Origin of the sequence: Pseudomonas sp. NPDC096950, from assembly GCF_044762525.1 — a bacterium.
Lineage (GTDB): Bacteria > Pseudomonadota > Gammaproteobacteria > Pseudomonadales > Pseudomonadaceae > Aquipseudomonas.
The window spans coordinates 51399-77637 of sequence record NZ_JBIWEL010000027.1; the positions used below are offsets into that span (position 1 = coordinate 51399).

Annotated in this window: 24 protein-coding genes and 1 pseudogene; 17 read left to right on the forward strand and 8 right to left on the reverse strand. The window is 60.2% G+C overall.

Features of this window, described 5'->3' with window-relative positions:
- Positions 1 to 80: 80 nt before the first annotated feature.
- The 5 genes from ACIQY3_RS29110 (at position 81) to ACIQY3_RS29130 (ending at position 4224) form a co-directional block, all read left to right on the forward strand.
- Positions 81 to 797 (forward strand): TetR/AcrR family transcriptional regulator, encoded by a 717-nt coding sequence (locus ACIQY3_RS29110; RefSeq protein ID WP_403026751.1) that lies wholly within the window; start codon positions 81 to 83, stop codon positions 795 to 797.
- 163 nt (positions 798 to 960) lie between these two features.
- Positions 961 to 1521, forward strand: coding sequence for a hypothetical protein (locus ACIQY3_RS29115; protein ID WP_403026753.1), 561 nt, complete (start codon positions 961 to 963; stop codon positions 1519 to 1521).
- 36 nt (positions 1522 to 1557) lie between these two features.
- A complete protein-coding gene (locus ACIQY3_RS29120; RefSeq protein ID WP_403026756.1) occupies positions 1558 to 2835 on the forward strand; it encodes a flavohemoglobin expression-modulating QEGLA motif protein in 1278 nt (425 codons plus the stop codon).
- A gap of 148 nt (positions 2836 to 2983) precedes the next feature.
- Positions 2984 to 3898: an alpha/beta hydrolase gene (locus tag ACIQY3_RS29125; protein ID WP_403026758.1), complete on the forward strand. Its 915-nt coding sequence runs from the start codon at positions 2984 to 2986 to the stop codon at positions 3896 to 3898.
- Entirely contained in the window at positions 3895 to 4224 is a 330-nt protein-coding gene (locus ACIQY3_RS29130) for a hypothetical protein (protein ID WP_123405677.1), read from the forward strand. Before ACIQY3_RS29125 ends, ACIQY3_RS29130 begins: the two co-directional genes overlap by 4 nt.
- Positions 4225 to 4433: 209 nt before the next feature.
- Here the strand turns inward: ACIQY3_RS29130 and ACIQY3_RS29135 are convergent, their stop codons facing one another.
- The 3 genes from ACIQY3_RS29135 to ACIQY3_RS29145 form a co-directional block, all read right to left on the reverse strand.
- Positions 4434 to 5222: an OmpA family protein gene (locus ACIQY3_RS29135; RefSeq protein WP_403026761.1), complete on the reverse strand. Its 789-nt coding sequence runs from the start codon at positions 5220 to 5222 to the stop codon at positions 4434 to 4436.
- A 55-nt stretch (positions 5223 to 5277) separates the two neighbouring features.
- Positions 5278 to 5691 (reverse strand): DUF4398 domain-containing protein, encoded by a 414-nt coding sequence (locus ACIQY3_RS29140; RefSeq protein ID WP_403026763.1) that lies wholly within the window; start codon positions 5689 to 5691, stop codon positions 5278 to 5280.
- Between the two features lie 376 nt (positions 5692 to 6067).
- Positions 6068 to 6412, reverse strand: a complete 345-nt coding sequence (locus tag ACIQY3_RS29145) for a pilin assembly protein (protein ID WP_213937570.1) — start codon at positions 6410 to 6412, stop codon at positions 6068 to 6070.
- Positions 6413 to 6627: 215 nt separating this feature from the next.
- Between ACIQY3_RS29145 and ppc the strand changes: the two genes are divergently transcribed.
- From ppc to ACIQY3_RS29180, 7 genes are all read left to right on the forward strand, one after another.
- Positions 6628 to 9258: a phosphoenolpyruvate carboxylase gene (gene ppc / locus ACIQY3_RS29150; protein WP_403026765.1), complete on the forward strand. Its 2631-nt coding sequence runs from the start codon at positions 6628 to 6630 to the stop codon at positions 9256 to 9258.
- Between the two features lie 288 nt (positions 9259 to 9546).
- On the forward strand, positions 9547 to 10194 hold the full coding sequence (adk, locus tag ACIQY3_RS29155; protein ID WP_054047246.1) for an adenylate kinase: 648 nt from the start codon (positions 9547 to 9549) through the stop codon (positions 10192 to 10194).
- A 93-nt stretch (positions 10195 to 10287) separates the two neighbouring features.
- Positions 10288 to 10962 (forward strand): tRNA (adenosine(37)-N6)-threonylcarbamoyltransferase complex dimerization subunit type 1 TsaB, encoded by a 675-nt coding sequence (gene tsaB, locus ACIQY3_RS29160; RefSeq protein ID WP_403026769.1) that lies wholly within the window; start codon positions 10288 to 10290, stop codon positions 10960 to 10962.
- 187 nt (positions 10963 to 11149) lie between these two features.
- Entirely contained in the window at positions 11150 to 11458 is a 309-nt protein-coding gene (locus ACIQY3_RS29165) for a hypothetical protein (RefSeq protein ID WP_403026772.1), read from the forward strand.
- A complete protein-coding gene (locus ACIQY3_RS29170) occupies positions 11458 to 12318 on the forward strand; it encodes a DUF72 domain-containing protein (protein WP_403026778.1) in 861 nt (286 codons plus the stop codon). The genes ACIQY3_RS29165 and ACIQY3_RS29170 overlap by 1 nt, the downstream gene beginning before the upstream one ends.
- Positions 12319 to 12350: 32 nt before the next feature.
- The gene (locus ACIQY3_RS29175; RefSeq protein WP_403026781.1) at positions 12351 to 13172 is read left to right on the forward strand and encodes an oxaloacetate decarboxylase; all 822 of its coding nucleotides are present in this window, start codon (positions 12351 to 12353) and stop codon (positions 13170 to 13172) included.
- A 2-nt stretch (positions 13173 to 13174) separates the two neighbouring features.
- Entirely contained in the window at positions 13175 to 13870 is a 696-nt protein-coding gene (locus ACIQY3_RS29180) for an extensin family protein (RefSeq protein WP_403026783.1), read from the forward strand.
- A gap of 14 nt (positions 13871 to 13884) precedes the next feature.
- On the opposite strand, the gene ACIQY3_RS29185 is transcribed toward ACIQY3_RS29180, so the two are convergent.
- Positions 13885 to 14505 carry a hypothetical protein gene (locus ACIQY3_RS29185; RefSeq protein WP_054616021.1) on the reverse strand — a complete coding sequence of 207 codons (621 nt, stop codon included), beginning with the start codon at positions 14503 to 14505 and terminating at the stop codon, positions 13885 to 13887.
- A 94-nt stretch (positions 14506 to 14599) separates the two neighbouring features.
- Here ACIQY3_RS29185 and ACIQY3_RS29190 point away from each other — a divergent pair, with 94 nt between their 5' ends.
- The gene (locus ACIQY3_RS29190; protein WP_123405700.1) at positions 14600 to 15382 is read left to right on the forward strand and encodes a class I SAM-dependent methyltransferase; all 783 of its coding nucleotides are present in this window, start codon (positions 14600 to 14602) and stop codon (positions 15380 to 15382) included.
- Between the two features lie 118 nt (positions 15383 to 15500).
- Here the strand turns inward: ACIQY3_RS29190 and ACIQY3_RS29195 are convergent, their stop codons facing one another.
- Positions 15501 to 16145: a TetR/AcrR family transcriptional regulator gene (locus ACIQY3_RS29195; RefSeq protein ID WP_403026785.1), complete on the reverse strand. Its 645-nt coding sequence runs from the start codon at positions 16143 to 16145 to the stop codon at positions 15501 to 15503.
- Between the two features lie 94 nt (positions 16146 to 16239).
- Between ACIQY3_RS29195 and ACIQY3_RS29200 the strand changes: the two genes are divergently transcribed.
- From ACIQY3_RS29200 to ACIQY3_RS29210, 3 genes and pseudogenes are all read left to right on the forward strand, one after another.
- Positions 16240 to 17340, forward strand: a complete 1101-nt coding sequence (locus ACIQY3_RS29200; RefSeq protein ID WP_403026787.1) for an efflux RND transporter periplasmic adaptor subunit — start codon at positions 16240 to 16242, stop codon at positions 17338 to 17340.
- A gap of 6 nt (positions 17341 to 17346) precedes the next feature.
- A complete protein-coding gene (locus tag ACIQY3_RS29205) occupies positions 17347 to 20418 on the forward strand; it encodes an efflux RND transporter permease subunit (protein ID WP_403026790.1) in 3072 nt (1023 codons plus the stop codon).
- A 215-nt stretch (positions 20419 to 20633) separates the two neighbouring features.
- A pseudogene (locus tag ACIQY3_RS29210) lies at positions 20634 to 21719 on the forward strand (Fic family protein); the annotation flags it as partial.
- 112 nt (positions 21720 to 21831) lie between these two features.
- On the opposite strand, the gene ACIQY3_RS29215 reads toward ACIQY3_RS29210, so the two are convergent.
- The 3 genes from ACIQY3_RS29215 to plsB all read right to left on the reverse strand — a co-directional run bounded on the left by ACIQY3_RS29215 (position 21832) and on the right by plsB (position 25567).
- Positions 21832 to 22521 carry a DUF4197 domain-containing protein gene (locus ACIQY3_RS29215; RefSeq protein WP_403026792.1) on the reverse strand — a complete coding sequence of 230 codons (690 nt, stop codon included), beginning with the start codon at positions 22519 to 22521 and terminating at the stop codon, positions 21832 to 21834.
- 28 nt (positions 22522 to 22549) lie between these two features.
- Positions 22550 to 22948, reverse strand: a complete 399-nt coding sequence (locus tag ACIQY3_RS29220) for a YbaY family lipoprotein (RefSeq protein ID WP_403026794.1) — start codon at positions 22946 to 22948, stop codon at positions 22550 to 22552.
- A 117-nt stretch (positions 22949 to 23065) separates the two neighbouring features.
- Complete coding sequence (gene plsB, locus ACIQY3_RS29225) at positions 23066 to 25567, reverse strand: glycerol-3-phosphate 1-O-acyltransferase PlsB (RefSeq protein ID WP_403026797.1); 2502 nt, start codon at positions 25565 to 25567, stop codon at positions 23066 to 23068.
- A gap of 431 nt (positions 25568 to 25998) precedes the next feature.
- On the opposite strand from plsB, the gene ACIQY3_RS29230 reads away from it, so the two are divergent.
- Positions 25999 to 26208, forward strand: a complete 210-nt coding sequence (locus tag ACIQY3_RS29230; RefSeq protein WP_403026800.1) for a cold-shock protein — start codon at positions 25999 to 26001, stop codon at positions 26206 to 26208.
- The last annotated feature ends 31 nt before the right edge of the window (positions 26209 to 26239 follow it).

The window sequence follows — 26239 nt, forward strand, 5'->3', positions numbered from 1 at the left end:
CTAAAACAGGCGGCTTTTTATTGCCTGTCTGGTACAAACGTATCAATTGGTTACTTTTGACGTAAGAGGGATTACCTGTCGTGAATCGTGCAATGGCTCAAGAAGGTGCAGCGGGTATCGCCACTGCGGTCGCTGAAAGTGTTCAGTACCAGGGCCGCAAGGCCAGCCGGCAGGGCAGCGAACAGCGTCGACAGGACATTCTCGATGCGGCCATGCGCATTGTCGTGCGCGACGGCGTGCGGGCGGTGCGTCACCGTGCAGTGGCGGCAGAGGCCGGTGTGCCGCTGTCGGCCACCACTTACTATTTCAAGGATATCGATGATCTGCTCACCGATACCTTCGCCCAATACGTGGAACGCAGTGCAGCCTATATGGGCAAGCTGTGGGCCAGTAACGAAGGGCTGCTGCGCGAGATGGTGGTCAGCGGCGACGGCACTTCGGAGTCGCGCTCGCAGTTGGCTGACGATATTGCGCGGCTGATGGCGGACTATGTGCATCGGCAATTGATTAACCGCCGAGAGCACTTGATGGCCGAGCAAGCCTTCCGCCAGGAAGCGCTACTCAACCCGCGCCTGGCCCTGCTGGTGCGCTCCCATCAGCAGATTCTGTTGCAGGGCACCTGCCAGCTTTTCGAAGTATTGGGTTCCCGTGAGCCACAACAGGATGCCAAAGTGTTGACGGCCATTATCGGACGGATGGAATATCAGGGCCTGCTCAACGACGCCGAGCCTGCGGCCGAAGCCGAAATGCTCGGCATTCTTACGCGGTATATGCATTTGGTATTGGCGTCGGTGTAACCCCTTGTGGGAATCCACAAACCCTGTGGGAGCGGGCTTGCTCGCGAAAGCGGTGTGACAGTCGATGTAGATGTTGAAGGTTAAACCGCCTTCGCGAGCAAGCCCGCTCCCACATGGGGTCGGTGGCCACATGAGGTCTGCGTGTGTTCATAGGGAGTGTTGAATGAAAGCCTGGCGCGTCGTTGTGATCGCCTTGTCGTTCCTGCTGCTCAGTGGCTGTCTGGTGACCTTCAAGGAACCGCTGCCTTCGAGCGAACCCGCGCCCAAGGGATTGCTCGGCAAATGGACCAGCACCAACGCCTGGGGTGAACCGATGAACCTTGAGCTCACGCGCATCGGCGACAACCGCTATCAGGCCGTCAGCTACTTCAAGGCCAAACCCCGCGAACGCGAGGCCTATCCCTTCACAGTGTCCCGCCATGGCAGTCGCTGGTACTTGTCGGCGCCGGTGCCGGCCAGATTCGGCGGGCATTTCACGATTGCCGGCTTCGAGCTCAACGAAAAGCATGAACTGGTGGTCTACAACCTCGACCTTGAGCAGATCAACCAGGCCCTGGGGCAAAAATCCCTCAGCGGTGAAGTCTTCCAGACTGACGATGGCGATGGTGTGCTGATCAACACGGACATGAACCAGGTCTTTGCTTACCTCGACGACCCGGCCAATTCCGATGTGTTCGTCGAAGCGGTGCGCTACCAGCGCCTGGCCAAAGCCAAAGCCAAATAAATCCAGCACCTAACGGTTTTTCTACAGGAGTTTCGGGTGGACGATTACCAGCAGACGATACGCATTTTGTCCGATCGCATAGTGCTGGCGCAGACGCCGATTCGCGTCCTCGATGCGGTCAAGTGGGACGACAGCATCCGCAAGGGGTTCCTCAAGGGCAAGGGTAAGGAAATGCCGGCCGTGGACCGCGACTATTACCTGAACCGGCCGCTGTCCTTCGACTCCAGCAAGGTCAAACTGGAATTCCAGAACATCGAGCGCGACATCACCCGCCAGCTCGGCCAGTTCAACCCGGTCGGCCAGATCATGCGGCGCATGTGCAAGGAATACCGGATGGTGATACGCATGCTCGAAGCACGCGGCACCGAGGATTTCGGCCTGATTTCCCAGGAGTTGTATGGCGCCGCGTCCGACGCGTTCCACGCCGGCGACCCGACCCTGGCCGACCTCGGCCTGATGATGTCCGACTACTTGAACAACATCGATGGCCGTGGCGATCTGAAGGATGAGCCGAAAATCCTCACCGCCAAGGACGCCGTGCACCTGCTGCAAACCCGGCTGAACAAGGTGTTTGGCGAGGCCGAGGAAACCATCCGGGTGTTCGAGTCCGACGGGATCGTCGCCGATGCGGCGGCGGGTGCCGACTACATCAAGATCCGCACCGATGCGATGTTCAACGAGCGTGACGTGCGCGCCCTGGAAGTCCATGAAGGGCTGGTGCACGTGGGCACGACCCTCAACGGCTTGAACCAGCCGATCTGCACCTTTCTGTCCAAGGGCCCACCCTCGTCGACGGTGACCCAGGAAGGCCTGGCGATCCTGATGGAAATCATCACCTTCGCCTCCTACCCGAGCCGCTTGCGCAAACTGACCAACCGCACTCGCGCCATTCACATGGTGGAGGAGGGCGCCGATTTCTTGCAGGTGTTCGAGTTCTTCCGCGAGCAAGGCTTCGAAATGGCCGAAAGCTACGGCAACGCCAGTCGGGTTTTCCGTGGCTCGGTGCCGAATGGTCTGCCATTTACCAAAGACTTGTCCTACCTCAAGGGCTTTATCATGGTTTACAACTACATTCAGTTGGCCGTGCGTAAGGGCAAGCTGGAGCAGATACCGCTGCTGTTTTGTGGCAAGACCACGCTGGAGGACATGCGGACCTTGCGCCAACTGGTGGACGAAGGCCTGGTGGTGGCGCCCAAGTATTTGCCGGACCAGTTCCGCGACTTGAACGCACTGTCGGCGTGGATGTGCTTCTCCAACTTCCTCAATCACTTGAGCCTGGACCGGATCGAAGCGGATTACTCCAACATCCTGTAAGCAATGAACTAACCCTTGTGGGAGCGGGCTTGCTCGCGAAAGCGGCTTAATATTCAACATTGATGTTGCCTGATACACCGCTTTCGCGAGCAAGCCCGCTCCCACATTGGGTCTGTGTTCCAACCCTTTTTCTGCGAGGTTTCAACGGATGAGAATCCTCGGCATCATCTGCCTGCTCCTGACCCTCGGCGGTTGCAGCTCGCTGCTGTTCTACCCCGAGCCCGGCCAGCCGTTCACCCCGGACAAGGCCAAACTCGAATTTCGCGACCTCACCCTGACCACCGCCGATGGCCTGAAGCTGCACGGTTGGTGGCTGCCGGTGGCCAAAGGTGTGGAGGTCAAAGGCACGGTGCTGCACCTGCATGGCAATGGCGGCAACCTGTCTTATCACTTGGGCGGTAGCTGGTGGTTGCCGAAAGAGGGTTACCAAGTATTGCTGGTGGACTATCGCGGTTATGGCCTGTCCGAGGGTAAACCGAGCCTGCCAGCGATCTACCAGGACATCGACGCCGCGTTCAAATGGCTCGACCAGGCGCCAGAGGTCAAGGGCAAACCGGTGATCGTCCTGGGCCAGAGCCTCGGCGGGTCAATGGCCGTGCATTACCTGGTCCAGCACCCGGAACGCCAGCCTCAGATCAAGGCATTGGTCCTCGACGGCGCGCCTGCCAGCTACCGGGATGTCGGCCGATTTGCCCTGACCACCTCGTGGCTGACCTGGCCATTCCAGGTGCCGCTGTCGTGGCTGGTGCCGGACGGCGACAGTGCGATCAACTCCATGGCGCAGCTCAAAGGCGTGCCGAAACTGATCTACCACAGCATCGACGACAACCTCGTACCCCTTTCCAACGGCATTCGTCTGTATCAAGCTGCGCCGCCGCCGCGGGTGCTGCAACTGACCCGTGGCGGTCATGTGCAGACTTTCGCCGACCCGGTCTGGCGTCAGGTGATGCTGCGCTATCTCGAAGACCCGCAGCATTTCAACGGTCTGCGCCGCCTGGGTGAAGTCCCGAATTACCCGGTGCCCGTCCATTCAAAAGATGAACCACCAGAGAGTCCGCAATGAGTGAAGAACGTAACGCCATCCCGCTGATCATCACCGGTATCTGCACCATCCTCGGCACCGTCGGGGTGCTGTGGTACTACGGCTACCTGCACTTCGCCAAGCCCGAGGATGCGTTGCTGCTCAACGAATTCACCATGCTCAAGACCGTGCCCGGCGAAGACTACAAAGTCGCCCTGGAACCCGCGCCACAAGTCGCCCAGTGCATCGATGGCGTGCTGGTGCTGTTCGACACCGAACAGAAAGGCCTGACCGGCGTATTGATCAACGGCCAGAAAAAAGCCGTGCGGTGCATGGGCCAGGAAACACCGCAGAAGCTTGAGCAATAACCGAAATCCCGTGATCGCCAAAGATCCCCTGTGGGAGCGGGCTTGCTCGCGAAGGCGTAGTGTCAGTCGACATTGATAGTGGCTGACCCACCGCTTTCGCGAGCAAGCCCGCTCCCACAGGGTCAAGTGAACACCAGGGTTAAGTGAGCGCCCAACAAAAAGCCCCGCCTGATCAGATCAGGCGGGGCTTTTGTGTTTCAGCGTGACGCTTAGTTCGAGCTAACCGCCGAACGTGGCACCACTGGCTGGTTGTCGTTGGAAATGGTCACTTCCACCCGACGGTTCATCGCACGGCCCGAGACGCTGCCGTTTTCGGCAACCGGGTATTCCTTGCCATAACCCTGAGCCACGATGCGCGCTGGATCAACGCCCATCTTCACCAGTGCCGTACGCACGGAATCGGCACGACGCTCGGACAGCGTCTGGTTGTGGCCGGCGCTACCGGTGCTGTCGGTGTAGCCTTCGACAATCACTTTACGGTCCGGGTTTTCCTGGAGGAATTGCGCCAGTTTGTTGATGTTCACCAAACCGCTGGACTTCAGGTCAGCACGGTCGGTGGCGAACAGCACGTCACCGAAGGTCACCAAAGTGCCGCGATCGGTCTGCTTGGCGTTCAGGCTGTCTTGCAGTTGCTTGATCTGCTGGTCGCGAGCGTCCAGACGGGCCTGGGCACGTTGGGCGGCAGCGTTTTTCAGATTGGCTTCAGCGGTGCGCAGGGCTATGGTCTGCTTGGCCACTTCCACGCGCTGGTTGGTCAGGTAAGCCAGTTGATCGACCTTGGCCTGGTCCTGTTTGTCCTGGTAAGCCTTGTCGGCCTTGTCCAGGTAATCACTGGCGTCTTTGGTCTCAAGGGCCGCGACTTTGCTGGCTTGCGGGTTGGCTTGCAGGCCGGAGTAGTTCACGCGGGCCTGTTCCAGGTTCGCGTTCGGCGGAGTGGAGCAGGCAGCCAGTGCGACGCTTGCGGCCAGGAGAGCGGGGATCATCAATTGTTTACGCATAATGGTTCGTCCTTTCTATCGATAAGAGCTTCAGGCGTGTGGTCTGGATGCGCGCTTACTGCACAGTGCGCTGACTTTCCTGACGCAGTTCCTGAACACCTTTCTGGGAATCCTTCACGGCTTGTTCGGCTTTCATCGCCTGGGCCTTGCGTTCTGCTACCCGAGCGTCCCACTCGGCTTGTTCGGCCAGGGTGCGGGCTTCTTCATACTTCTTGTCGTGCATGGCGATTTCGGCTTGTTTCAGCTTGTCCTGGGCGGACTTCATTTCCACGGCTGCGAATTCGGTACCACCGGCGCTCACGGCGCTGTTCACGGCGGACTGGGTCACGGCGTATTGCTCGGTCGGCGGGTTGCCAGCGCAACCGGCGAGTACGAAGGTGCTGCCGATCGCCAAGGCAGCCAGTTTCAGACCGCGCAGGTGGGTGAACGAGGATTTGGCAGTGCTGGTCTTCATGGTCTTCAACTCCATTGGATATCTCCTGAAAAACATCTAAATCCATCCTGGTGTAAGGAGCCGTAACCGTACTTTCAAAGCGTGATTTGAAACGGCCGTACCAGGCGTGGTTAATGGGTACGACCCGAGGCGTTTTTCAAAAGTTCAGAGAAGATGGCGTATTGCCTAAAAAAACTTTGACCGAGCGGACAAGGCTCTAGGACGGGAACTTTCGCGATATGCGGCGGTATTCCCGGCTATTTCAGGGCTCGGGGATACGCCAATTTTGAAGGGTGTCACAGCCCATGTGGGAGCGAGCCTGCTCGCGAAAGCGGTAGTTCAGCCAACATGATTTTGACTGGACTGGCGCCTTCGCGAGCAGGCTCGCTCCCACAGGTTTATCTCTGCTGGATCAATGTTTTGGCTTGTCGTCACTGGCCGACAAATCATGCAAATGCCGACGGGACAACGCGAGAAAACGCGGGGTCGGGCCGACGTCTTCGTACAGCGGATCACCTTCCTCATCGGTGGCGACCACGGTCTGTCCTTTGACATACGGGAAGCTCGCTTCGAGTTCTTCCAGCGCCGCGCCGATCAGTTCGCCCAGCAGTTCTTCGGGATGCCGTTTCGGGTACATCTCGGTGATCGCTGCCAGCCGTGCGGCGGCTTCCACGTCCAGGTGAATCGTGTAGCCAGTGTCGGTCAGGCGACCCTTGGCGTTTTCTTCCCAATGCTGGGCTAGCTCACGGATTTTCATAAAGACCTCATGGCGCACCTGCGGGTGGCAGGCAGTGTGAGTGTCCGGCGGTGGCTGCCGGTAAGCCGTTGTACGGCTTACTGTTGAGACTAGCTTTATCGCCTAAGGTTTAAAGTCCCTTCGTCGTTTGCTTGTAAGAAGCGCTTTACGGCGGCACTCTTGGACTTCAAAGCATGGTGTTAAAGCCGCCCGGATTTTTTGCTGGAGAACTGCTGATGACCGATATTGATGCACGCTTGCGCGAGGACGTTCACCTGCTGGGTGAGCTGTTGGGCAACACCATTCGTGAGCAGTACGGGGACGGGTTTCTCGACAAGATCGAACAGATCCGCAAGGGCGCCAAGGCCGACCGTCGCGGTTCGATGGACGCCGAACTCAGCGCCAGCCTCAACCAATTGAGCGAAGACGAGTTGCTGCCGGTGGCGCGGGCGTTCAACCAGTTTCTCAACCTGGCCAATATCGCCGAGCAATATCAGCTGATTCACCGCCGCGAAGAATCGCAGCCCGCGCCATTCGAAGCCCGGGTGCTGCCGGAGCTGCTCGCTCGCCTGCGCGGCGAAGGCCACAGCGCCGAATCCCTGGCCCGGCAACTCGGTCGGCTGGAGATCGAACTGGTGCTGACCGCGCACCCGACCGAAGTGGCGCGCCGCACGCTGATCCAGAAATACGACGCCATCGCCGCGCAACTGGCGGCCCAGGATCACCGTGACCTGACCAGCGCCGAGCGTGAGCAGATCCAGGCAAAATTGCAGCGCCTGATCGCTGAAGCCTGGCACACCGAAGAAATCCGCCGCACCCGCCCGACGCCGGTCGACGAAGCCAAATGGGGTTTTGCGGTGATCGAGCATTCGCTGTGGCAGGCGATCCCGAACTACTTGCGCAAGGCTGATCAAGCGCTACACGCCGCGACTGGCCTGCGCTTGCCTCTGGAAGCCGCACCGATCCGCTTCGCCTCGTGGATGGGCGGCGACCGCGACGGCAACCCGAATGTCACGGCATCTGTCACCCGCGAAGTGCTTTTGCTGGCGCGCTGGATGGCCGCTGATTTGTACCTGCGCGACGTTGATCACCTGGCTGCCGAGTTGTCGATGCAGCAGGCCAGCGAAGCCCTGAAAGCCAAGGCCGGCGACAGCGCCGAACCTTACCGCGCGGTGCTCAAACAACTGCGCGAACGCCTGCGGGCGACACGCAATTGGGCGCATGCCTCGTTGACGAAGAGCACCCCGGCGCCCGCCGATGTGCTGCAAAACAACCGCGACCTGCTCGATCCGCTGGAGCTGTGTTTCAACTCGTTGCACGAGTGCGGCATGGGCGTGATCGCTGATGGTCCGCTGCTCGATTGCCTACGGCGGGCGGTGACCTTCGGCTTGTTCCTGGTGCGTCTCGATGTGCGTCAGGATTCGTCCCGCCACACCGCCGCCATGACCGAAATCACCGATTACCTGGGTCTCGGTCGCTACGAAGACTGGAGCGAGGAAGAGCGCATCGCTTTCCTGATGCGCGAGCAAAACAACCGTCGGCCATTGTTACCGGCGTACTTCAAACCGTCCGCCGATACCGCCGAAGTACTGGCGACCTGCCGGGAAATCGCCGCCGCACCGGGTGCATCCCTCGGCTCGTATGTGATCTCCATGGCTGGTGCCGCCTCCGACGTGTTGGCTGTGCAGTTGTTGCTCAAAGAGGCCGGCGTGCTGCGGCCGATGCGCGTGGTGCCGCTGTTCGAAACCCTCGCCGACCTCGATAACGCTGGCCCGGTGATCGAAAAACTGTTGCTGCTGCCGGGTTATCGCGCGCGCCTGCAAGGGCCGCAGGAAGTCATGATCGGTTATTCCGACTCGGCCAAGGACGCCGGCACCACGGCGGCGGCTTGGGCGCAGTATCGGGCACAGGAACGCTTGGTGGACATCTGCCGCGAGCAACAAGTCGAACTGCTGTTATTCCATGGTCGCGGTGGCACCGTGGGCCGTGGCGGTGGTCCGGCTCACGCGGCGATTCTGTCGCAACCGCCGGGTTCGGTGGCGGGGCGTTTCCGCACCACCGAGCAAGGGGAAATGATCCGTTTCAAATTCGGCCTGCCGGATATCGCCGAGCAAAACCTCAATCTGTATCTGGCCGCCGTGCTTGAAGCAACGTTACTGCCGCCGCCTCCGCCGGAACCGGCCTGGCGCCATCTGATGGACGAATTGGCGGCTGACGGCGTCAAGGCTTACCGCGCCGTGGTGCGGGAAAACCCGCAATTCGTCGAGTATTTCCGCCAATCGACCCCGGAACAGGAACTCGGTCGTTTGCCGTTGGGCAGCCGCCCGGCCAAGCGCCGCGCCGGTGGGATTGAAAGCCTGCGGGCGATTCCGTGGATCTTCGGCTGGACCCAGACGCGCCTGATGCTGCCGGCCTGGCTCGGCTGGGAAGCGGCCCTGAGCAAGGCGCTGGAGCGTGGCGAAGGTGAGTTGCTGGGGCAGATGCGCGAGCAGTGGCCATTCTTCCGCACCCGCATCGACATGCTGGAAATGGTGCTGGCCAAGGCCGACGCGGATATCGCCCGGTCTTACGATGAGCGGTTGGTCGAGCCCGATTTGCTTCCTTTGGGTGCGCATTTACGCGACCTATTGTCGCAGGCGTGCGCAGTGGTTCTTGGGTTGACCGGTCAGTCGCAGCTACTGGCACATAGCCCAGATACTCTGGAATTCATTCGCCTGCGCAACACCTACCTCGACCCGCTGCATCTATTACAGGCCGAGTTGCTGGCCCGTTCGCGGCAACAGGAAGTGGCGCAGGGCAGCCCGGTAGAACAGGCGCTGCTGGTGTCTGTGGCGGGGATTGCCGCCGGTTTGCGAAATACCGGCTAAGGTTTTCCTCTTGGGGCCGGGCGCTTGGCATTTGCGCCCGGAGCCTGTGGGCGGAGGGCTGCAAAGGTCTGGCAAGCGACAGTTAATGACGGGGTTGCGACTTGGGGTACCCCGTCCAAAGGTCACGATGGGCGCGGGTTTCTCCGACTTTCGGCGGCTTGTGTGGTCAGGGCCTGCTGTGTATCTTGATCAGCCTTTGGCCGTTTGGGCGGCCACGACCCTATTTTTGAGATTGGCCCCACGAGGCGAATCTGACGTTATCTATATAAAAAATTGAGGAGCACATCGATGCGCGTCATTCTGCTGGGAGCTCCCGGGGCCGGTAAAGGTACTCAGGCTAAGTTCATCACCGAGAAATTCGGCATTCCGCAAATCTCCACTGGCGACATGCTGCGTGCAGCGGTCAAGGCCGGCACCGAGCTGGGCCTGATCGCCAAAAGCGTCATGGACAGCGGTGGTCTGGTCTCCGATGACCTGATCATCAACCTGGTCAAGGAACGCATCAGCCAAGCTGATTGCGCCAACGGTTTCCTGTTCGACGGTTTCCCGCGCACCATTCCCCAGGCTGAAGCCCTGGTGAAAGCTGGCGTTGAGCTGGACCACGTGGTCGAAATCGACGTCAAAGACGAAGACATCGTCCAGCGTATCGCCGGTCGCCGTGTGCACGAGGCTTCTGGCCGCGTATACCACATCGTCTACAACCCGCCGAAAATTGCCGGTAAAGACGACATCACCGGCGACGAGCTGGTGCAGCGCAAAGACGACACCGAAGAAACCGTGCGTCATCGCCTGTCGGTTTACCACGCTCAGACCGAGCCGCTGGTGAAGTTCTACCAGGAACTGTCTACCGCTCAAGGCAAACCGAAGTACAGCCACATCGAAGGTGTTGGCTCGGTTGAAGCGATCACCGGCAAGGTGCTTGAAGCGCTGAACTGAAAAGTCTGAAACGCTTCATCTTCTACGGCCCGCTTGCGGGCCGTAGTTGTTTATACTGGCGCACTTTTTCTGACCTCTCTTACGGAAACATCGATGAGCACCTTGCTGGCCCTGGACACCGCGACTGAAGCTTGCTCCGTTGCCTTGCTGCATGACGGCAAGGTTACGAGCCATTACGAGGTGATCCCGCGCCTGCACGCGCAAAAACTGTTGCCGATGATCCAGCAACTGCTGGCCGATGCCGGGACCACCCTGCAAGCGGTGGATGCCATCGCGTTTGGCCGTGGGCCGGGTGCATTCACCGGTGTGCGGATCGCCATTGGTGTGGTGCAAGGTTTGGCGTTTGCCCTCGAACGCCCGGTGTTGCCGGTGTCGAACCTCGCTGTGCTGGCCCAGCGCGCCTATCGTGAACACGGTGTGAGCCAGGTTGCGGCGGCCATCGATGCGCGGATGGACGAAGTGTATTGGGGTTGCTACCGCGAAACGGCAGGGGAGATGCGCCTGGTCGGCAATGAAGCCGTGTTGCCGCCGGAAGTGGCAGCGTTGCCGGCGGATGCCAGCGGCGAATGGTTTGGCGCGGGGACGGGTTGGGGTTATGCCGAGCGTATCGCCGTCAATCTGAGCGGGCAGGATGCGGGAATGTTGCCCCATGCCGAAGACCTGCTGACCCTGGCGCGGTTTGCCTGGGAACGGGGCGAGGCGATTGTCGCGGATGAGGCGCAGCCGGTTTATCTGCGCGACAAGGTTGCGACCCCAAAGGCACGTTGACCGAGGGGCTTTTGTGGCGAGGGGGTAAGCCCCCTCGCCACAATTGGTATTTCAGCATTAGCCAATCGTCAGTTTCTAACCCCCAGCTTTAAACCTTTTTCCTTTTATGTGTTCTAGTTATCACTCGACAGTTTGCGAAGTGGTCCGCGCGCCACTAAACTGCCATCACTGATACCGAGATGCACTTATGCGTATAGACGGTCTTTCCTCTCAGTCCTACCCCATCAAGCGCAAGCCTCGCAAAGGCAATGTGACGCTGGATGAATCCGTCGATGACATCGACGGCGAGCTGGAAATCCCGACTGAAGAGCAACTGGCCGCCCGTGCTGCCAAAGCCTCCGCACAACGCTTGAGCAATCTTCCCGCCCGTCAGCAAGACATGATTTACCACCGCGCCATGAGCAAAAGCGTGGCGATGGCCCTGGCCAGCTACCTGAGCACCGCCGGTTTTGTCGATTGGGATGCCGATGTGCTGGGCCTCGACCTGTACATCTGATGTTGCTGCCTTACTACCTCGGTTGCCCGTCCTGGAGTGAAAACGCCTGGCGCGACTATCTCTACCCGCAAGACGCCAAACCCGCCGAACTCCTCAGTCTGTATTCCCAAGTGTTCAACGCCGTTGAAGGCAACACCACCTTCTACGCGAGTCCGGCTGCCACCACGGTGCAGCGCTGGGCCGAGACCATGCCCGAACACTTTCGCTTCACCGCCAAGTTTCCCGGCGACATCAGCCACAGCGGTGACCTGCGCGAACAACTGACCGCCGTCGAAACCTTCCTGCAATTGCTCAGCCCGCTGGGTGAGCGGGTTTCGCCGGTGTGGCTGCAATTGTCCAAAAGCTTCACCCCGCAACGACTGTCGGAGCTGGCCGGTTTTATCGACGCCGTGGATCGACCGCTGGCCGTCGAAGTGCGGCATGACGCGTTCTTCGCCAAGGGCGATGCCGAGCGCATGCTCAATCGCTTGCTGCTGGATCGCGGTGTCGAGCGTATCTGCCTCGATCCGCGTGCGCTGTTCAGTTGCATCTCGACCGATCCCTCGGTGCTCCACGCCCAATCGAAAAAGCCCAAGGTGCCGCCACGTCCGGCGGCATTCACGCAATTCCCGCAAGTGCGATTCATCGGCCATCCGCAACTGGAGGCCAACGATCCGTTCCTGGTGCCGTGGGTCGAGAAAATCGCGGCGTGGATCGAAGAGGGCCGCACGCCCTATATCTTCCTGCACACCGCCGATAACTTGCTGGCGGCGAAACTCGCGCAACGTTTTCACGCAAAACTGATGCTGCGTTTGCCTGGCTTGCCGCCGCTGCCTGAGCTATACAGAGAGCCCGCCGCCGAGCAACTTGGCCTGCTCTGAGGCGGACTCTTTCCCTTCTCAGGAGCCTGCCAATGGATGCGCAAACCCTTCGAGCCCAGGCGTTCAAAGCGCTGCATGAACGCGCGGGGGCTTTTGTGATTCCCAACCCGTGGGACGCCGGCTCGGCGAAAATGCTCGCCAGCCTTGGCTTCGAGGCGCTGGCGACCACCAGCGCCGGTTATGCTTTTTCCAATGCTCGCCCCGATGGCGGATTGTCGCTGGACGACACCCTGGCCAACGTTCGTGCGATTGTCGCGGCGACTGATCTGCCCGTAGCCGTCGACCTGGAGAACGGTTTCGCCGACGATCCCGACGAATGCGCCCAGAGCATTTTGCGTGCGGCCGAGGCGGGCGCGGTCGGCGGCTCCATCGAAGATGCTACCGGCCGTGAAGAAGCGCCGATCTACTGCTTCGAACATGCCGTGGCGCGTGTCGAAGCGGCCGTGAAAGCGGCTCGCAGCCTGCCATTCCCGTTTATGATGACGGCCCGCGCCGAGAATTTCCTGCACGGCAATCCTGACCTCGATGACACCATCCGCCGCTTGCAGGCGTTCGCCGAAGCCGGCGCCGATGTACTTTACGCACCGGGCCTGCGCAGTGCCGAAGACGTATTGGCGGTGGTCCGCGCCGTGGCGCCGAAACCGGTCAATGTGTTGATGTCCGGCGGGCTTAAGTTGACGGTCGAGCAACTGAGCGATATGGGCGTCAAACGCATCAGCGTCGGTTCGGCGCTGGCCCTGGCGGCATACGGCGAGTTCTTCCGCGCGGCTGAAGAGATCAAGACCTCGGGCACCTTCAGCTTTACGTCGCGCTCCATGCCCTACGCGAAGGCCAATCAGTTTTTCAAAGGCTGACGATGCGGTTTGCCAAGGGATTGCTGCTGGTGTTGTTGATCGTAGGGGCAGCGGGGCTGAGCGTCTGGCGCGGATGGATTGCCGTGCCAGCGCAGTGGAATCCCTGGGCTCCGCTGGACGTGAATGCAGCGCCGAATTTTCTGACCCGCTACAAACTGATGCGCCTGCGGGATGATCCACAGCTGTGCGATCAGGCCTTGAGCAGCTCCGGTCTGCGCGTCACTCGCCAGGCCGACAGTCCCGACGCGACATGCCCGCTGAGCAACACCCTGCGCGTACAGGGCGGCGAGGTGGCCCTGAGCAGCAGTTTCCTCGCCAGTTGCCCGTTGGCGGTGGCGTTCGCCCTGTTCGAGCGCCACGCCCTGCAACCGGCGTCTCAGGCGGTTTACGGCCAGGCAGTGACGCGGGTCGATCACCTCGGCAGTTTCGCCTGCCGCAACATGTACAACCGCGAGAATGGTGCCCGCAGCCAGCATGCTGGCGCGAATGCCCTGGATATCGCCGGTTTTCGTCTGGCCGATGGCCGAGCGATCAGCGTGCTCAAGGATTGGCCCAAGGATAATCAGGACGCACGGTTTCTACGTCAGGTTCGCGACGGCGCCTGTGACATGTTCAGTGTGGTGTTGAGCCCGGATTACAACGCCGCCCATCGCAATCACTTTCATCTGGATGTGGGGCCGTGGTGGGTGTGTCGCTGAGAGATTCTGAGGGATCAGGCGGCGATGCGCAGGTTCTGCAGGATGATCGGGCGTGCCCAGCCGTTATCGAAATCGAGTTGTTTCTGTTGCGCCACCAGTTCTTCGGGCGAGAACGGCGGGAACGGTTTGTCCAGCAGGTGCAGTTCGAATTCGGCGATTGGCAGGTGCAGCGGACGCGGTTGCGGTGCCGGGCCGGCTTCGGGTACAGGCTGGCCGGCGGTGAGTACGATCGGGCGCACCCAGCCACTTTCGAAGTCCTGCTGTTTCTGCTGGGCGACGATTTCTTCCGGCGGGAACGGAGGGAAAGGTTTGTCGGCCAGGTCCATTTCGAACTCGGCTATCGGCAGGAACAGCGGCTCTGGTGGTTTGACCTGGGTTTCTGTCACATCGCATTCGCGCTGGGACACGATGTGCGCGTAGAGCTCGCTGCCTACGGTCGGCTCGACCGGGCTTTCCAGATCAACCGGTGGAAAGGTCCCGCACGCCGGCACCACATCACTCGACTGTTCGGCCAGGGCCTGGGCAAAAAAATCTTGCCACAGGTGACTGACGCCGCTCAGTGCTTGGGAGTTTCGCAGGCCATAATCGCCATGACGCGATATGTAGCCTACGGATGTGGTTTGAATGTCTGACATTTTTCTCGGTCGACGCTCAGCTCTGGCAAAATGCTCGATAGTTTTGTTATCGGACGTTTTTTGCCGATCATTAATTTTTTGAGCACCTTTTCCCATGATTGAACAACCCGCGGCCTGCCGCATCCATGTCGAGGCTTCGGCCCCGGCGTTTCAGCCACAGGCCGAGCAATGGGCCGAGCGCCTGGGCTTGCCCCTGCAGGTGGATGACGGCGAGTTTGCCTTGCAGGTCGGCGAACAGGGTTTGCAGCTGCAACAGCTGGGGCCCGACGCACCGGGGCCGGTGCGGGTGGACTTCGTCGAGGGTGGTGCGGCGCATCGTCGGTTGTTCGGTGGCGGCACCGGGCAGATGATCGCCAAAGCGGTCGGCATCGCCCAAGGCGTGCGGCCACGGGTGCTGGATGCCACGGCAGGGCTGGGCAAGGATGCGTTTGTGCTGGCGAGCCTGGGTTGTGAGATGAGCCTGATCGAGCGCCAGCCGCTGATCGGCGCGTTGCTCGAAGATGGCCTGGCCCGAGGGGCGGAAGATTTCGACGTGGCGCCGATCGTGGCGCGGATGCGTTTGCTCAAGGGCAACTCGATTGAAGTGATGCGCAATTGGGAAGGGGAGCCGCCCCAGGTGATCTACCTCGACCCGATGTTCCCGCACCGTGAGAAAACCGCGCTGGTGAAGAAGGAAATGCGCCTGTTCCGCCCGTTGGTGGGGGATGACCCGGACGCACCGGCCTTGCTCGAAGCGGCGTTGGCATTGGCCAGCCACCGAGTGGTGGTCAAGCGCCCGCGCAAGGCGCCGTGCATTGCCGGGCCGAAGCCGAGTCATGCGCTGGACGGCAAATCCAGTCGGTATGACATTTATCCGAAGAAGGCGCTCAAGCCTTAAGACCGAGGCGCCTGCTTCGCGAGCAAGCCCGCTCCCACATTGGATCTGTGCAACACCGTAGATCCCCTGTGGGAGCGGGCTCGCTCGCGAAAGCGCCCGCCCAGACACTGCAAATCGATCAGACTGCCTCAGGCCGATAAGCCCGCATAAACAACCCCACCACCTCAAGCACATGTTCCTCGGCCGCATCCCCGGTCAACGGATCGCCGCAGCCATACAGCAAGCGAAAATTCCCCGCACCCTTGAGCAGGCAAAAGAAATGCTCGGCGGCATTGCGCGGTTTATCGATGCTCAGTGCACCGGATTGGTTGATTTGGCCCAGCAACCGTTCCATGCCATTCAACATGCGTTCCGGTCCGGCTTCGAAAAAGATCAGCGACAGCTTCGGGTCCTGGCTGCCCAGGCTGATCATCAAGCGGTGCAGGTTCACCGACTCATCGCTGTTGATCAGATGATGAAAGCCACGGGCGATGTTCAACAGCACTGTTTCCACCGCGATGCCGTCCGGCAATTCGAAGAACAGCGGTGGCAGTTGCTCTTCGCACTTGGCCACCACGGCGGCGGAGAACAGCGTCTCCTTGTCGTTGAAATGGCTGTAGACCGTCAGTTTAGACACCCCGGCCTCGGCCGCCACGGCATCCATGCTGGTGCTGGCATAGCCATTACTCAGGAACAGAATTTTAGCCGCATCGAGGATGGCCTGGCGCTTGGCCAGATCCTTGGGGCGACCCGGACCATTGGAGGTTGAAAGATTGTTCGACATTCTTCGCTTTTAATACTGGACTGGTGAGTTTGCTATTAATAACATACCCGCCAGTATAATTATTCCAAGCACCATTAGCGAAAGGTCCTTCACCATGTTCCGCTATGCCTTGCCCCTCGCGTTGCCAGTCAGTCTGGCTTTTTTATTGTCGGCGTGCGGTCATGAAGAGGCGCCGCAAGTCAGCGTGCGCCCGGCCATGGTGGTGCAGCCGCAGCCTTCGGCCCAGGCGATGGAAAGCTATCCCGGTGAAGTTCGTGCCCGTTATGAGCCGGATCTGGCCTTCCGCATTGGCGGCAAAGTCAGCCGACGACTGGTCGAGGAAGGCCAGCGGGTCAAGGCCGATCAACCCTTGGCCGAGCTCGATCCCCAGGATGTACGCCTGCAACTGGAAGCCACTCGCGCCCAGGTCGCCGCCGCCGAAGCCAATCTGAACCTGGTTCGCGCCGAGCGGGATCGCTACAAGACGCTGATGGACCGTCAGATGGTGAGTAAGTCTGCGTACGACAATTCCGAAAACCTTTACCGATCCGGTGAAGCGCGCCTCAAACAAATCAAAGCCGAATTCAGCGTCTCGACCAATCAGGCCAGTTACGCGGTGCTGCGTGCGCCGCAGGACGGCGTGGTGGCCAAGCGAGCGGTGGAAGTCGGTCAAGTGGTGGCCGCCGGGCAAACCGTGTTCACCCTCGCCACCGATGGCGAGCGCGAAGTACTGATCAGCCTGCCGGAGCAAAGCTTTGGTCGATTCAAGGTCGATCAACCGGTGTCGGTGGAACTCTGGACCCAACCCGATCAACGTTTTTCCGGGCGCATCCGTGAACTGTCGCCCGCCGCCGATCCAAAATCCCGGACCTTCGCGGCACGTATTGCCTTCACTTCCGGCAAAGTCCCCGCCGAACTCGGCCAGAGCGCCCGGGTGTTTATCCAGACCGCCGCAGTCGTGCCACTGGCAGTGCCTTTGTCGGCCGTCACCGCCGAAAACGGCGCCACTTACGTTTGGGTGGTCGGCGCCAACAACACCTTGAAAAAAGTCCCGGTCCGGGTCGGTGCCTTCGGTGAGAAAACCGTGCCGGTACTGGAAGGGTTGAATGCCAGCGACTGGGTGGTAGCCGCCGGTGTTCATGTGCTTCATGACGGGCAGCAAGTGCGCCCGGTGGATCGCTCCAACCGCGTGGTCAATCTGGCGGACAAGGAGTAATCCCCGATGGGTTTCAATCTTTCCGAATGGGCGCTGCGCAATCGCCAGATCGTACTGTTCCTGATGCTCTTGCTGGCCATCGTAGGCGCGCTTTCCTACACCAAACTCGGCCAAAGCGAAGACCCGCCGTTCACTTTCAAAGCCATGGTGATTCGCACCAACTGGCCGGGGGCCACGGCCCAGGAAGTGTCGCGTCAGGTCACCGAGCGCATTGAAAAGAAGCTGATGGAAACCGGCGAGTACGAGCGCATCGTCTCGTTCTCCCGTCCGGGGGAATCCCAAGTGACGTTCATGGCCCGGGATTCGATGCACTCGGCGCAGATTCCTGAGCTGTGGTATCAGGTCCGCAAAAAGATTAGCGATATCCGCCAGACCCTGCCGCCGGGTATTCAAGGGCCGTTTTTCAACGATGAATTCGGCACCACGTTCGGCAACATCTACGCCCTGACCGGCGACGGTTTTGACTACGCGGTGCTGAAGGATTATGCCGACCGCATCCAGATTCAGCTGCAACGGGTCAAGGATGTGGGCAAGGTCGATCTGCTGGGTTTGCAGGACGAGAAGATCTGGATCGAACTGTCCAACGTCAAACTCGCCACGCTGGGTTTGCCATTGGCCGCCGTGCAACAGGCGCTTGAAGAACAGAACGCGGTGTCCACCGCCGGATTCTTCGAAACCAGCAGCGAGCGATTGCAGCTACGGGTCTCGGGGAATTTTCAGACGGTCGATCAGATCAAGAACTTCCCGATCCGGGTCGGTGATCGTACGTTCCGTATCGCCGATGTCGCCGATGTGCGTCGCGGTTTCAACGATCCACCGGCGCCGCGCATGCGCTTCATGGCTGAAGACGCCATCGGTCTGGCCGTGGCCATGAAGGACGGCGGCGACATTCTGGTGCTCGGCAAGGCCCTGGAAGTCGAGTTCGACCGCATCCAGAAAAACCTTCCTGCCGGCATGCAACTGCGCAAGGTCTCGGACCAGCCCGCCGCAGTGAAAACCGGAGTCGGCGAGTTCGTCCAGGTGCTGGTGGAAGCGCTGGCGATTGTGTTGCTGGTGAGCTTTTTCTCCCTCGGCGTACGCACCGGGATGGTGGTGGCGCTGGCCATTCCGCTGGTGCTGGCGATGACCTTTGCCTGCATGTATTACCTCGGCATCGGCTTGCACAAGATTTCCCTTGGCGCATTGGTACTGGCCCTGGGTTTGCTGGTGGACGACGCAATCATCGCCGTGGAAATGATGGCGATCAAAATGGAGCAGGGTTTCGACCGGATCAAAGCCGCCAGTTTCGCCTGGACCAGCACCGCGTTTCCGATGCTGACCGGCACGCTGATCACCGCAGCCGGGTTCCTGCCGATCGCCACCGCGCAATCCGGCACCGGTGAATACACCCGCTCGATCTTCCAGGTGGTGACCATCGCGCTGCTGGCGTCGTGGATTGCCGCCGTGGTGTTTGTGCCGTACCTCGGGGAAAAACTCCTACCGGACCTGGCGAAGATTCATGCCGCCAAACACGGCACTACGGGCGGTCAGCCTGACCCTTACGGCACGCCGTTCTATCAACGCGTTCGGCGCTTGGTGGAATGGTGCGTGCGCTGGCGTAAGACCGTGATCGTGTTGACCGTGGTGTTGTTCATCGGCTCCATCTTCCTGTTCCGCTTCGTACCGCAGCAATTCTTCCCGGCTTCGGGTCGTCTGGAATTGATGGTCGACCTGAAACTGGCCGAAGGCGCGTCCCTGAGCAACACCACCGACGAGGTTAAACGCCTTGAAGGTCTGTTGAAGGATCACGCCGGCATCGACAATTACGTGGCCTACGTCGGCACCGGTTCGCCGCGATTTTACCTACCGCTGGATCAGCAACTTCCCGCAGCGAGCTTCGCCCAGTTTGTGGTCCTGGCCAAGACCATCGAAGAGCGCGAAACCCTGCGCACCTGGCTGATCGAAACACTCAACGAACAATTCCCGGCCCTGCGCTCGCGGGTTACGCGTTTGGAAAACGGCCCGCCGGTTGGCTACCCGGTGCAGTTCCGGGTGACCGGTGAACACATCGAGGAAGTCCGGGCCCTGGCGCGCAAAGTCGCGGAGAAGGTTCGCGAGAATCCTCACGTGGTCAACGTGCATCTGGACTGGGAAGAGCCGAGCAAAGTCGTGTACCTGAATGTCGATCAGGATCGCGCGCGGGCCCTCGGCGTGAGCACCGCCAACCTGTCGAAGTTCTTGCAAAGCTCCCTGACCGGTTCCAGCGTCAGCCAGTATCGCGAAGACAACGAGTTGATCGAAATCCTGCTGCGCGGCACGGTGCATGAACGTACCGAGTTGTCGCTGCTGCCGAGCTTGGCGGTGCCCACTGACAACGGCAAAAGCGTCGCGCTGTCGCAGATTGCGACCCTGGAATATGGCTTCGAAGAAGGCATTATCTGGCACCGCAATCGCCTGCCCAACGTGACGATTCGTGCCGACATCTATGGCAAGGAACAACCGGCGACCCTGGTGCAGCAGATCATGCCGACCCTCGACCCGATCCGTGCCCAACTGCCGGACGGCTACTTGCTGGAAGTCGGCGGCACCGTGGAAGACTCGGCCCGTGGGCAGAACTCGGTGAAGGCCGGCGTGCCGCTTTTCATCGTGGTCGTGTTGACCTTGCTGATGCTGCAACTGCGCAGTTTCTCACGCACAGCGATGGTATTTCTGACAGCGCCGTTGGGCTTGATCGGCGTGACCTTGTTCCTGATGGTGTTCCGCCAGCCGTTCGGTTTCGTTGCCATGCTCGGGACCATCGCCTTGTCCGGGATGATCATGCGCAACTCGGTGATCCTGGTGGACCAGATCGAACAAGACATCGCCGCCGGCCTCAAACCATGGCAGGCGATCATCGAAGCCACCGTGCGCCGATTCCGGCCCATCGTGTTGACGGCACTCGCCGCCGTGCTGGCGATGATCCCGCTGTCCCGCAGCGTGTTCTTCGGGCCGATGGCTGTGGCAATCATGGGCGGGTTGATCGTGGCGACAGCGTTGACGTTGCTGTTCCTGCCGGCGCTATATGCGGCGTGGTTCAGGATCAAGAAAGATCCCGCGTGATCTGGCGGCCTAAGGGCCGCCTGCTTTTGTGGGAGCGGGCTTGCTCGCGAAGGCGGTGTGTCAGTCGATATCAACGTTGACTGACACACCGCCTTCGCGAGCAATCTCCCACATAAGATTTCCTACAAATATTTCAGAATGCTCTGATATTGAGTCGCAGAGGGCTGAATGCTGTACTCCTGACTCGGTTTTGATGAGTTTCTGAGACAGCCTCCATGAAAAAGCCCCCCACGCTGAAGGGCAGGTCTGACCCGGTGTTTGACCTGTTGGCGCAATCGCCTCACAAGGAACGCCTGTCGGATTACCTTGCTCTGCTCAAGCCTCTGGACGATCAGGGGCGATATCTTCCGTTTGATGATTTGCGCTACCGCTGGGAACCGGGTCTGGATTCCCATCTCTGTTGGGCATTGGTCAAGAAAGCCCGAACCGCCCAGTACGCCAGCTTGCTGCCATTGGGTGAGCCGATCCAGTGGGGCAATTTCGTGCTGACACCGGTCGCGCAAAAAGCGATTTCGGCGGTTGATCGGCAAGCAACCACGGCAGCGCTGGAATATATGACTGGTCAGATTGGTGAACACGCGCACTTCAGTTATTTGCTCAATGACCTGATCGAAGACGAAGCCATCAGCAGCAGCCAACTGGAAGGCGCGGCCACCACCACGCGGGTGGCCAAGGACATGCTCAAGCGCAGGCGCCTGCCGCGCACGCCGGATGAGCGCATGGTCATCGGCAATTACAAGATGATGAATTTCGCCTGGGAAATGCGTGAGCAACCCTTGAGCGTCGAGTTGATCGCGGCGATCCATCGCGTGGGTGTCGAAGGCATCGACGACGTGCAATACAGTCCCGGAATTTTCAGGGTCAGGGATGATGTGGTGGTGCAGGACGGTGAGGGCAACACCGTCCACACACCGCCTCCCGCAGCGGGGCTTGCCTCACGCTTGCTTGGGTTGACGAAGTGGATCAACCAGGCCCACAACGACCCCTTCCACGCGGACTATGTTCATCCATTGATCAAAGCCATCGCGCTACATTTTGCCTTGGGCTACGAGCATCCGTTTCGCGACGGCAATGGCCGTGTCGCCCGGGCGCTGTTTTACTGGTTCATGTTCAAGAATGACTTTTCGGCCTTTCGCTACATCGCCATCAGCACATTGCTGCGCAACGCGCCGGTGAAGTACGGACGCTCGTATCTGCACACCGAAGCCGATGACCTGGACCTGACTTACTTCATCGATTTCCAGTGTTCGATCGTATTGCGGGCGGTGACTGGCTTTACCGAGGTCTACCGCAGAAGCCTGACTTCTTGTGGGAGCGGGCTTGCTCGCGAAGGCGTCATGTCAGGCAATACATTTCCGACTGGACGGCCGCTATCGCGAGCAAGCCCGCTCCCACAGGGTTTTGTGTTCGAGCTTAGAGCGTGCCGAACACCTTCTTCGCGAGGCTGGTCGCCGCCGCCGCCGGGTTCTGGCGGATGGTTTCTTCCTGTTTGCCGATCATCTCGAACAAGCCGTTCAACGCCTGCTCCGTCACGTAGCTTTCGATGTTGGCGCTTTTCGCGTCCACTACACCGAGGGTCGCGGCTTGGCCAGCGAACGAGTTGTATTGTTTGGCCAGGCCGACCTGGTCGGTGGCTTGCTTGACGATCGGCAGGAACTTGGCGCGGATCTGTTCGCGGCTGGTTTTATCCAGGTATTGCGTGGCCGAGTCTTTGCCGCCGCTGAGGATGCCCTTGGCGTCGGACACACTCATTTTTTTCACGGCATCGACCAGGATCGGTTGGGCCTGGGTCACGGCGGTTTCCGCCGCTTTGTTCATGCTGGTTTCCAGTTGATCAACCTGGGTGCCCATGCCGAAGGCCTTCATCTTGCTGGCGACTTTGCCGAGTTTGCCCGGCAGTTCGATCTTCACGTCCGGGTTGTTGCTGAAACCGCCCGGCGTGCCGAGTTGTTTAACGGCCAGTTGCGCGCCTTGGGTCAGGGCGTCCTTGAGGCCACCGGTGGCGTCATTTTGCGACAGGTCGCTGAGGGACAGGGCGAGGGCGCTGGCGGAAATCATCAAGCCTGCACACAGGCCGGCGAAGCGAAGGGTAGGGCGGAGCATGGCGGCTTCCTTGTACAAATAGGGGGAATTAGCGGACGGCGTCGACACGGATTTTCAGCGGCTGCGGGTCGTTGCCATCGAGTTGCACCGCGTGGTTCTCGGTGGTGATGAACATCAGTTCACCGTTCACTTCAATGCGTGCACTGACCGAATAACGGTGGCCGGGTTTGACCTGGGCCGGATCGTAGCTCAGATGAAACGGCAGCGGCACCTGGCCTTTGACCGGGCCTTTCTGTTCGTCGAGGACCACGGCTGGCGCATCAGCCAGGGACACGTCTTGCAGGCTGACACTCAACGTGGCGCTCGGCGGCAGGGCGATGCGTTGCAGGTAGAACACTTCGCCGTCGAGGCTGGTCTTGGCGCCGGGGTGCATGGATTGGCAGGCTCCTAGCAATGCGGTCAGGGCCAATAGAGAGAGTTTTTTCATCATGGTTCTCCAATCAATGTGGGAGCGGGCTTGCTCGCGAAGGCGGTGTGTCAGACAACAGGGATGTTGAAAGTTAAACCGCTTTCGCGAGCAAGCCCGCTCCCACAGGGGATAGCATCAAGCTTCGGGTTGTGTGGCGACCTGTTCCGCCGCATCTTCACTGCGATGCAACGCCACTTGGCGGATCGACAAGCGAATCTCCGCCGGCAGCACACGCTTGGCCGCGCCTTCGGCCAGTTCGCCGAGCAGTTCGTGATAGCTTAACTTGCCTGCTTCGTCGCGCTTGAGCACGTCCAGATCGAGCAGGGTCTGGATGAAGTGGCGGAACAGGCTCTTGTCGAAGAACTCCGGGGCGTTCAAGCCGTGGAGGATCGACAGGCGCTGGGCCATGACGGTGCACAGGTCTTCCAGTTCTTCGGCGCTGATACTGTTCTGTCCGCTGTTGAGCAGCAAGGACACAGTCATGTAGAAACGTTGCAGGGTCTGGGCGATGCTTTTCGACAGCAGGGTCAGCAGCACGAAATGCCGCGAACTCGGCGCCGGGCGCAGGTACACATCGTTCTCGAAACGCAGCAGGCCTTGTTCGACGAACGCCTCCAGCCATTGATCGACCACGCCGTCCAGCTCATCCATGGACCAGCGAATGAACAGCTCCGATTGCAAGTACGGATACAGCGCGCGGGTATAGCGCAGGATCTGTTCGCGGCTCATGCGCGACGCACTCTGGAAGAAACTCGCCAACAGTGCCGGCAAGGCGAAGATGTGCAACACGTTGTTGCGGTAGTAGGTCATCAGGACAGCGTTCTGCTCGTCCAGGTACAGAATCTTGCCCAGGGCATCGCTCTGTTCGGACAGCAGGTCCATGTCCTTCACATGCTCGATCAGCGCCCGACCATCACCTTCCGGCAACGTGGTGTGCGGCGAGTACGGGACTTTGCGCAATAACGCCAGATACAAATCCAGGACCCGCGCCATCGCACGATCATCCAGCGCCAAACGACTGGTGGACAGCAACGCCAGGGCCACCAGGTTGACCGGGTTGATCGCCGCCGCTTCGTTCAAATGCTGTGCGACTTTCTCGCCGAGACGGTTAGTGGTTTCGTTGAGCCACGCCGGTTTGAACTGCGGGCCGAGCTCCTGGGAACGCCAGTCCGGCTGCTCGCTGTCGAGGAACTCCGCGAGTTTGATCGGCTCGCCGAAGTTCACCGCCACCTGGCCGAAGCGCTGCTTGAGGGCGCCGATGACTTTGAAAATATCGAAGATCGATTCTTTCTTCTTGCTCGCGCCGCGCAATTCGCCGAGGTAGGTCCGGCCTTCCAGCACACGCTCATAACCGATGTACACCGGGATGAACACGATGGGCATGCGCGACGAACGCAGGAAGCTGCGCAGGGTGATTGCCAGCATCCCGGTTTTCGGTTGCAGCATGCGCCCGGTGCGAGACCGGCCGCCCTCGACGAAGTACTCCACCGGGAAGCCTTTGGTGAACAGGGTGTGCAGGTATTCGTTGAACACCGAGGTGTACAGCGGGTTGCCCTTGAAGGTACGGCGCATGAAAAACGCACCGCCACGGCGCAACAGGCTGCCGATCACCGGCATGTTCAGGTTGATCCCGGCGGCAATGTGCGGCGGGGTCAGGCCATTGCGGAACAGCAGGTACGAGAGCAGCAGGTAATCGATGTGGCTGCGATGGCACGGCACATAGATCACTTCGTGACCCTGGGCGACTTTCTGCACGCCTTCGATGTGGTTGACCTTGATCCCGTCGTAGATCTTGTTCCAGAACCAGCTCAGCACCACTTCCAGGAAGCGGATCGCGGTGTAGGTGTAGTCCGAGGCGATCTCGTTGCCATAGCGCAAGGCCTGGGCCTTGGCTTTTTCCGGGGAGATGTTCTCGCGCTCGGCTTCGTCGAGGATCGCTTGTTTGACCAGTGGCTGATTGAGCAGGCCTTTGACCAGATTGCGACGGTGGGAAATGTCCGGGCCGATCACCGCTGCCTTGAGGTTGCGGAAGTGCACCCGCAGGATCCGCTGGGCCATGCGCACGGTGCGCTCGTGGCCCTTGTTGTTCTCGATCAATTCGCGCAGATGGATCGGCGCCGAGAACTGCACCCGGGTCTTGCGCCCCAGCACGATGATGCTGAGCAAGCGGCGCAACCGCCCGGTGACCGCCCAGCTGTCGGCGAACAACAGTTTCCACGGGCTCGACTCGCTGTCCGGCGACTGGCCCCAGAACACGCTGACCGGGATGATCTGCGCATCTTCGGCGGCATTCTGGCTCAGGGCGCTGACCAGACGAGTCAGGGTCGGCGGTGCGCCGCGTTTGTCCTGGCGGCCGAGCCAGTCAGGCTCCGGCGTCAGGTAAAAGAACGCGGCAGGTTCGATCAACGCACCGACAGACACCGGCAGCACGGGGCGCGGCAGGCCGGCCTTGGTGCACTCGGTGTCGACCACGGCCAGGTCGGTCAGCGAAGGATTTTGCAGGACGTAAAACACCGGACGGCTGCGGTCGAGGTTGAGGGTAAAGGACGACTGGTTGATCGTCTCCGAGCGAACCCAGAGGTACAACAGTCGGCGCAGGGTGCCAAACACAAGACGGCGGAACGGGGAGCGGGTCATACGGCTTCTGCGTGAGTGAATAAAACCGAGCGTTTGCTCGGGCGGTCGGGGGGCGTTCTCAATTAGTTTCCGCGTCGCGTTGTCGCCTTAAAGCGGGCCAGGCAAGGCGCAGGCCGCTGGGAATGGTTGTTCCCTTTCCAAGGACTGCAACGCAGTCTGGCCCGCTTTAAGGCACAACCCGAAGGGCCGGGCCTTCTGTTGTGCAGGGCTGCGTTGCTCGAAGCTTATTTGGAACGACCAAACCACGCTTCTCGCGCCTTGCCCTGCACAACAGCAGACCCGGCGCGGCGCGGAAACTAATTGAGAATGCCCCCTAGTGTGCCGTATTCGCCGAAAATCGGCAAAAAAGCGGTCAAGTAATCTTGAGTTGAGAGTTTTCGCGGCTGTCATATACTCGACCGCTCAAAATAAAAACAAGGGGGTAACGAGACATGGCTACGCGCGAGACCGGCAGTGTGAAGTGGTTCAACGACGCCAAGGGCTACGGCTTCATTCAACGCGAGGACGGGGTGGACGTGTTCGTGCATTACCGCGCGATCCGCGGCGAAGGCCACCGTTCGCTGGCTGAAGGCCAGCAGGTTGAATATGGCGTGGTGACGGGCGAGAAGGGATTGCAGGCTGAGGATGTTGTAGGTCTGTAAACCCACTCTTCCGATCACCCAAAACTACTGT

Excerpts from the sequence above, each read along its gene's own strand:
- ACIQY3_RS29185 (WP_054616021.1), bottom strand. The coding sequence starts at position 14,505 with ATGTCAGACATTCAAACCACATCCGTAGGCTACATATCGCGTCATGGC.
- ACIQY3_RS29220 (WP_403026794.1), bottom strand. The coding sequence starts at position 22,948 with ATGAAAAAACTCTCTCTATTGGCCCTGACCGCATTGCTAGGAGCCTGC.
- ACIQY3_RS29195 (WP_403026785.1), bottom strand. The coding sequence starts at position 16,145 with ATGTCGAACAATCTTTCAACCTCCAATGGTCCGGGTCGCCCCAAGGAT.
- ACIQY3_RS29180 (WP_403026783.1), top strand. The coding sequence starts at position 13,175 with ATGCGGTTTGCCAAGGGATTGCTGCTGGTGTTGTTGATCGTAGGGGCA.
- ACIQY3_RS29135 (WP_403026761.1), bottom strand. The coding sequence starts at position 5,222 with ATGCGTAAACAATTGATGATCCCCGCTCTCCTGGCCGCAAGCGTCGCA.
- ACIQY3_RS29145 (WP_213937570.1), bottom strand. The coding sequence starts at position 6,412 with ATGAAAATCCGTGAGCTAGCCCAGCATTGGGAAGAAAACGCCAAGGGT.
- ACIQY3_RS29140 (WP_403026763.1), bottom strand. The coding sequence starts at position 5,691 with ATGGAGTTGAAGACCATGAAGACCAGCACTGCCAAATCCTCGTTCACC.
- tsaB (WP_403026769.1), top strand. The coding sequence starts at position 10,288 with ATGAGCACCTTGCTGGCCCTGGACACCGCGACTGAAGCTTGCTCCGTT.
- ACIQY3_RS29215 (WP_403026792.1), bottom strand. The coding sequence starts at position 22,521 with ATGCTCCGCCCTACCCTTCGCTTCGCCGGCCTGTGTGCAGGCTTGATG.
- plsB (WP_403026797.1), bottom strand. The coding sequence starts at position 25,567 with ATGACCCGCTCCCCGTTCCGCCGTCTTGTGTTTGGCACCCTGCGCCGA.
- adk (WP_054047246.1), top strand. The coding sequence starts at position 9,547 with ATGCGCGTCATTCTGCTGGGAGCTCCCGGGGCCGGTAAAGGTACTCAG.
- ppc (WP_403026765.1), top strand. The coding sequence starts at position 6,628 with ATGACCGATATTGATGCACGCTTGCGCGAGGACGTTCACCTGCTGGGT.
- ACIQY3_RS29130 (WP_123405677.1), top strand. The coding sequence starts at position 3,895 with ATGAGTGAAGAACGTAACGCCATCCCGCTGATCATCACCGGTATCTGC.
- ACIQY3_RS29170 (WP_403026778.1), top strand. The coding sequence starts at position 11,458 with ATGTTGCTGCCTTACTACCTCGGTTGCCCGTCCTGGAGTGAAAACGCC.
- ACIQY3_RS29190 (WP_123405700.1), top strand. The coding sequence starts at position 14,600 with ATGATTGAACAACCCGCGGCCTGCCGCATCCATGTCGAGGCTTCGGCC.
- ACIQY3_RS29175 (WP_403026781.1), top strand. The coding sequence starts at position 12,351 with ATGGATGCGCAAACCCTTCGAGCCCAGGCGTTCAAAGCGCTGCATGAA.
- ACIQY3_RS29200 (WP_403026787.1), top strand. The coding sequence starts at position 16,240 with ATGTTCCGCTATGCCTTGCCCCTCGCGTTGCCAGTCAGTCTGGCTTTT.
- ACIQY3_RS29205 (WP_403026790.1), top strand. The coding sequence starts at position 17,347 with ATGGGTTTCAATCTTTCCGAATGGGCGCTGCGCAATCGCCAGATCGTA.
- ACIQY3_RS29165 (WP_403026772.1), top strand. The coding sequence starts at position 11,150 with ATGCGTATAGACGGTCTTTCCTCTCAGTCCTACCCCATCAAGCGCAAG.
- ACIQY3_RS29230 (WP_403026800.1), top strand. The coding sequence starts at position 25,999 with ATGGCTACGCGCGAGACCGGCAGTGTGAAGTGGTTCAACGACGCCAAG.
- ACIQY3_RS29125 (WP_403026758.1), top strand. The coding sequence starts at position 2,984 with ATGAGAATCCTCGGCATCATCTGCCTGCTCCTGACCCTCGGCGGTTGC.
- ACIQY3_RS29115 (WP_403026753.1), top strand. The coding sequence starts at position 961 with ATGAAAGCCTGGCGCGTCGTTGTGATCGCCTTGTCGTTCCTGCTGCTC.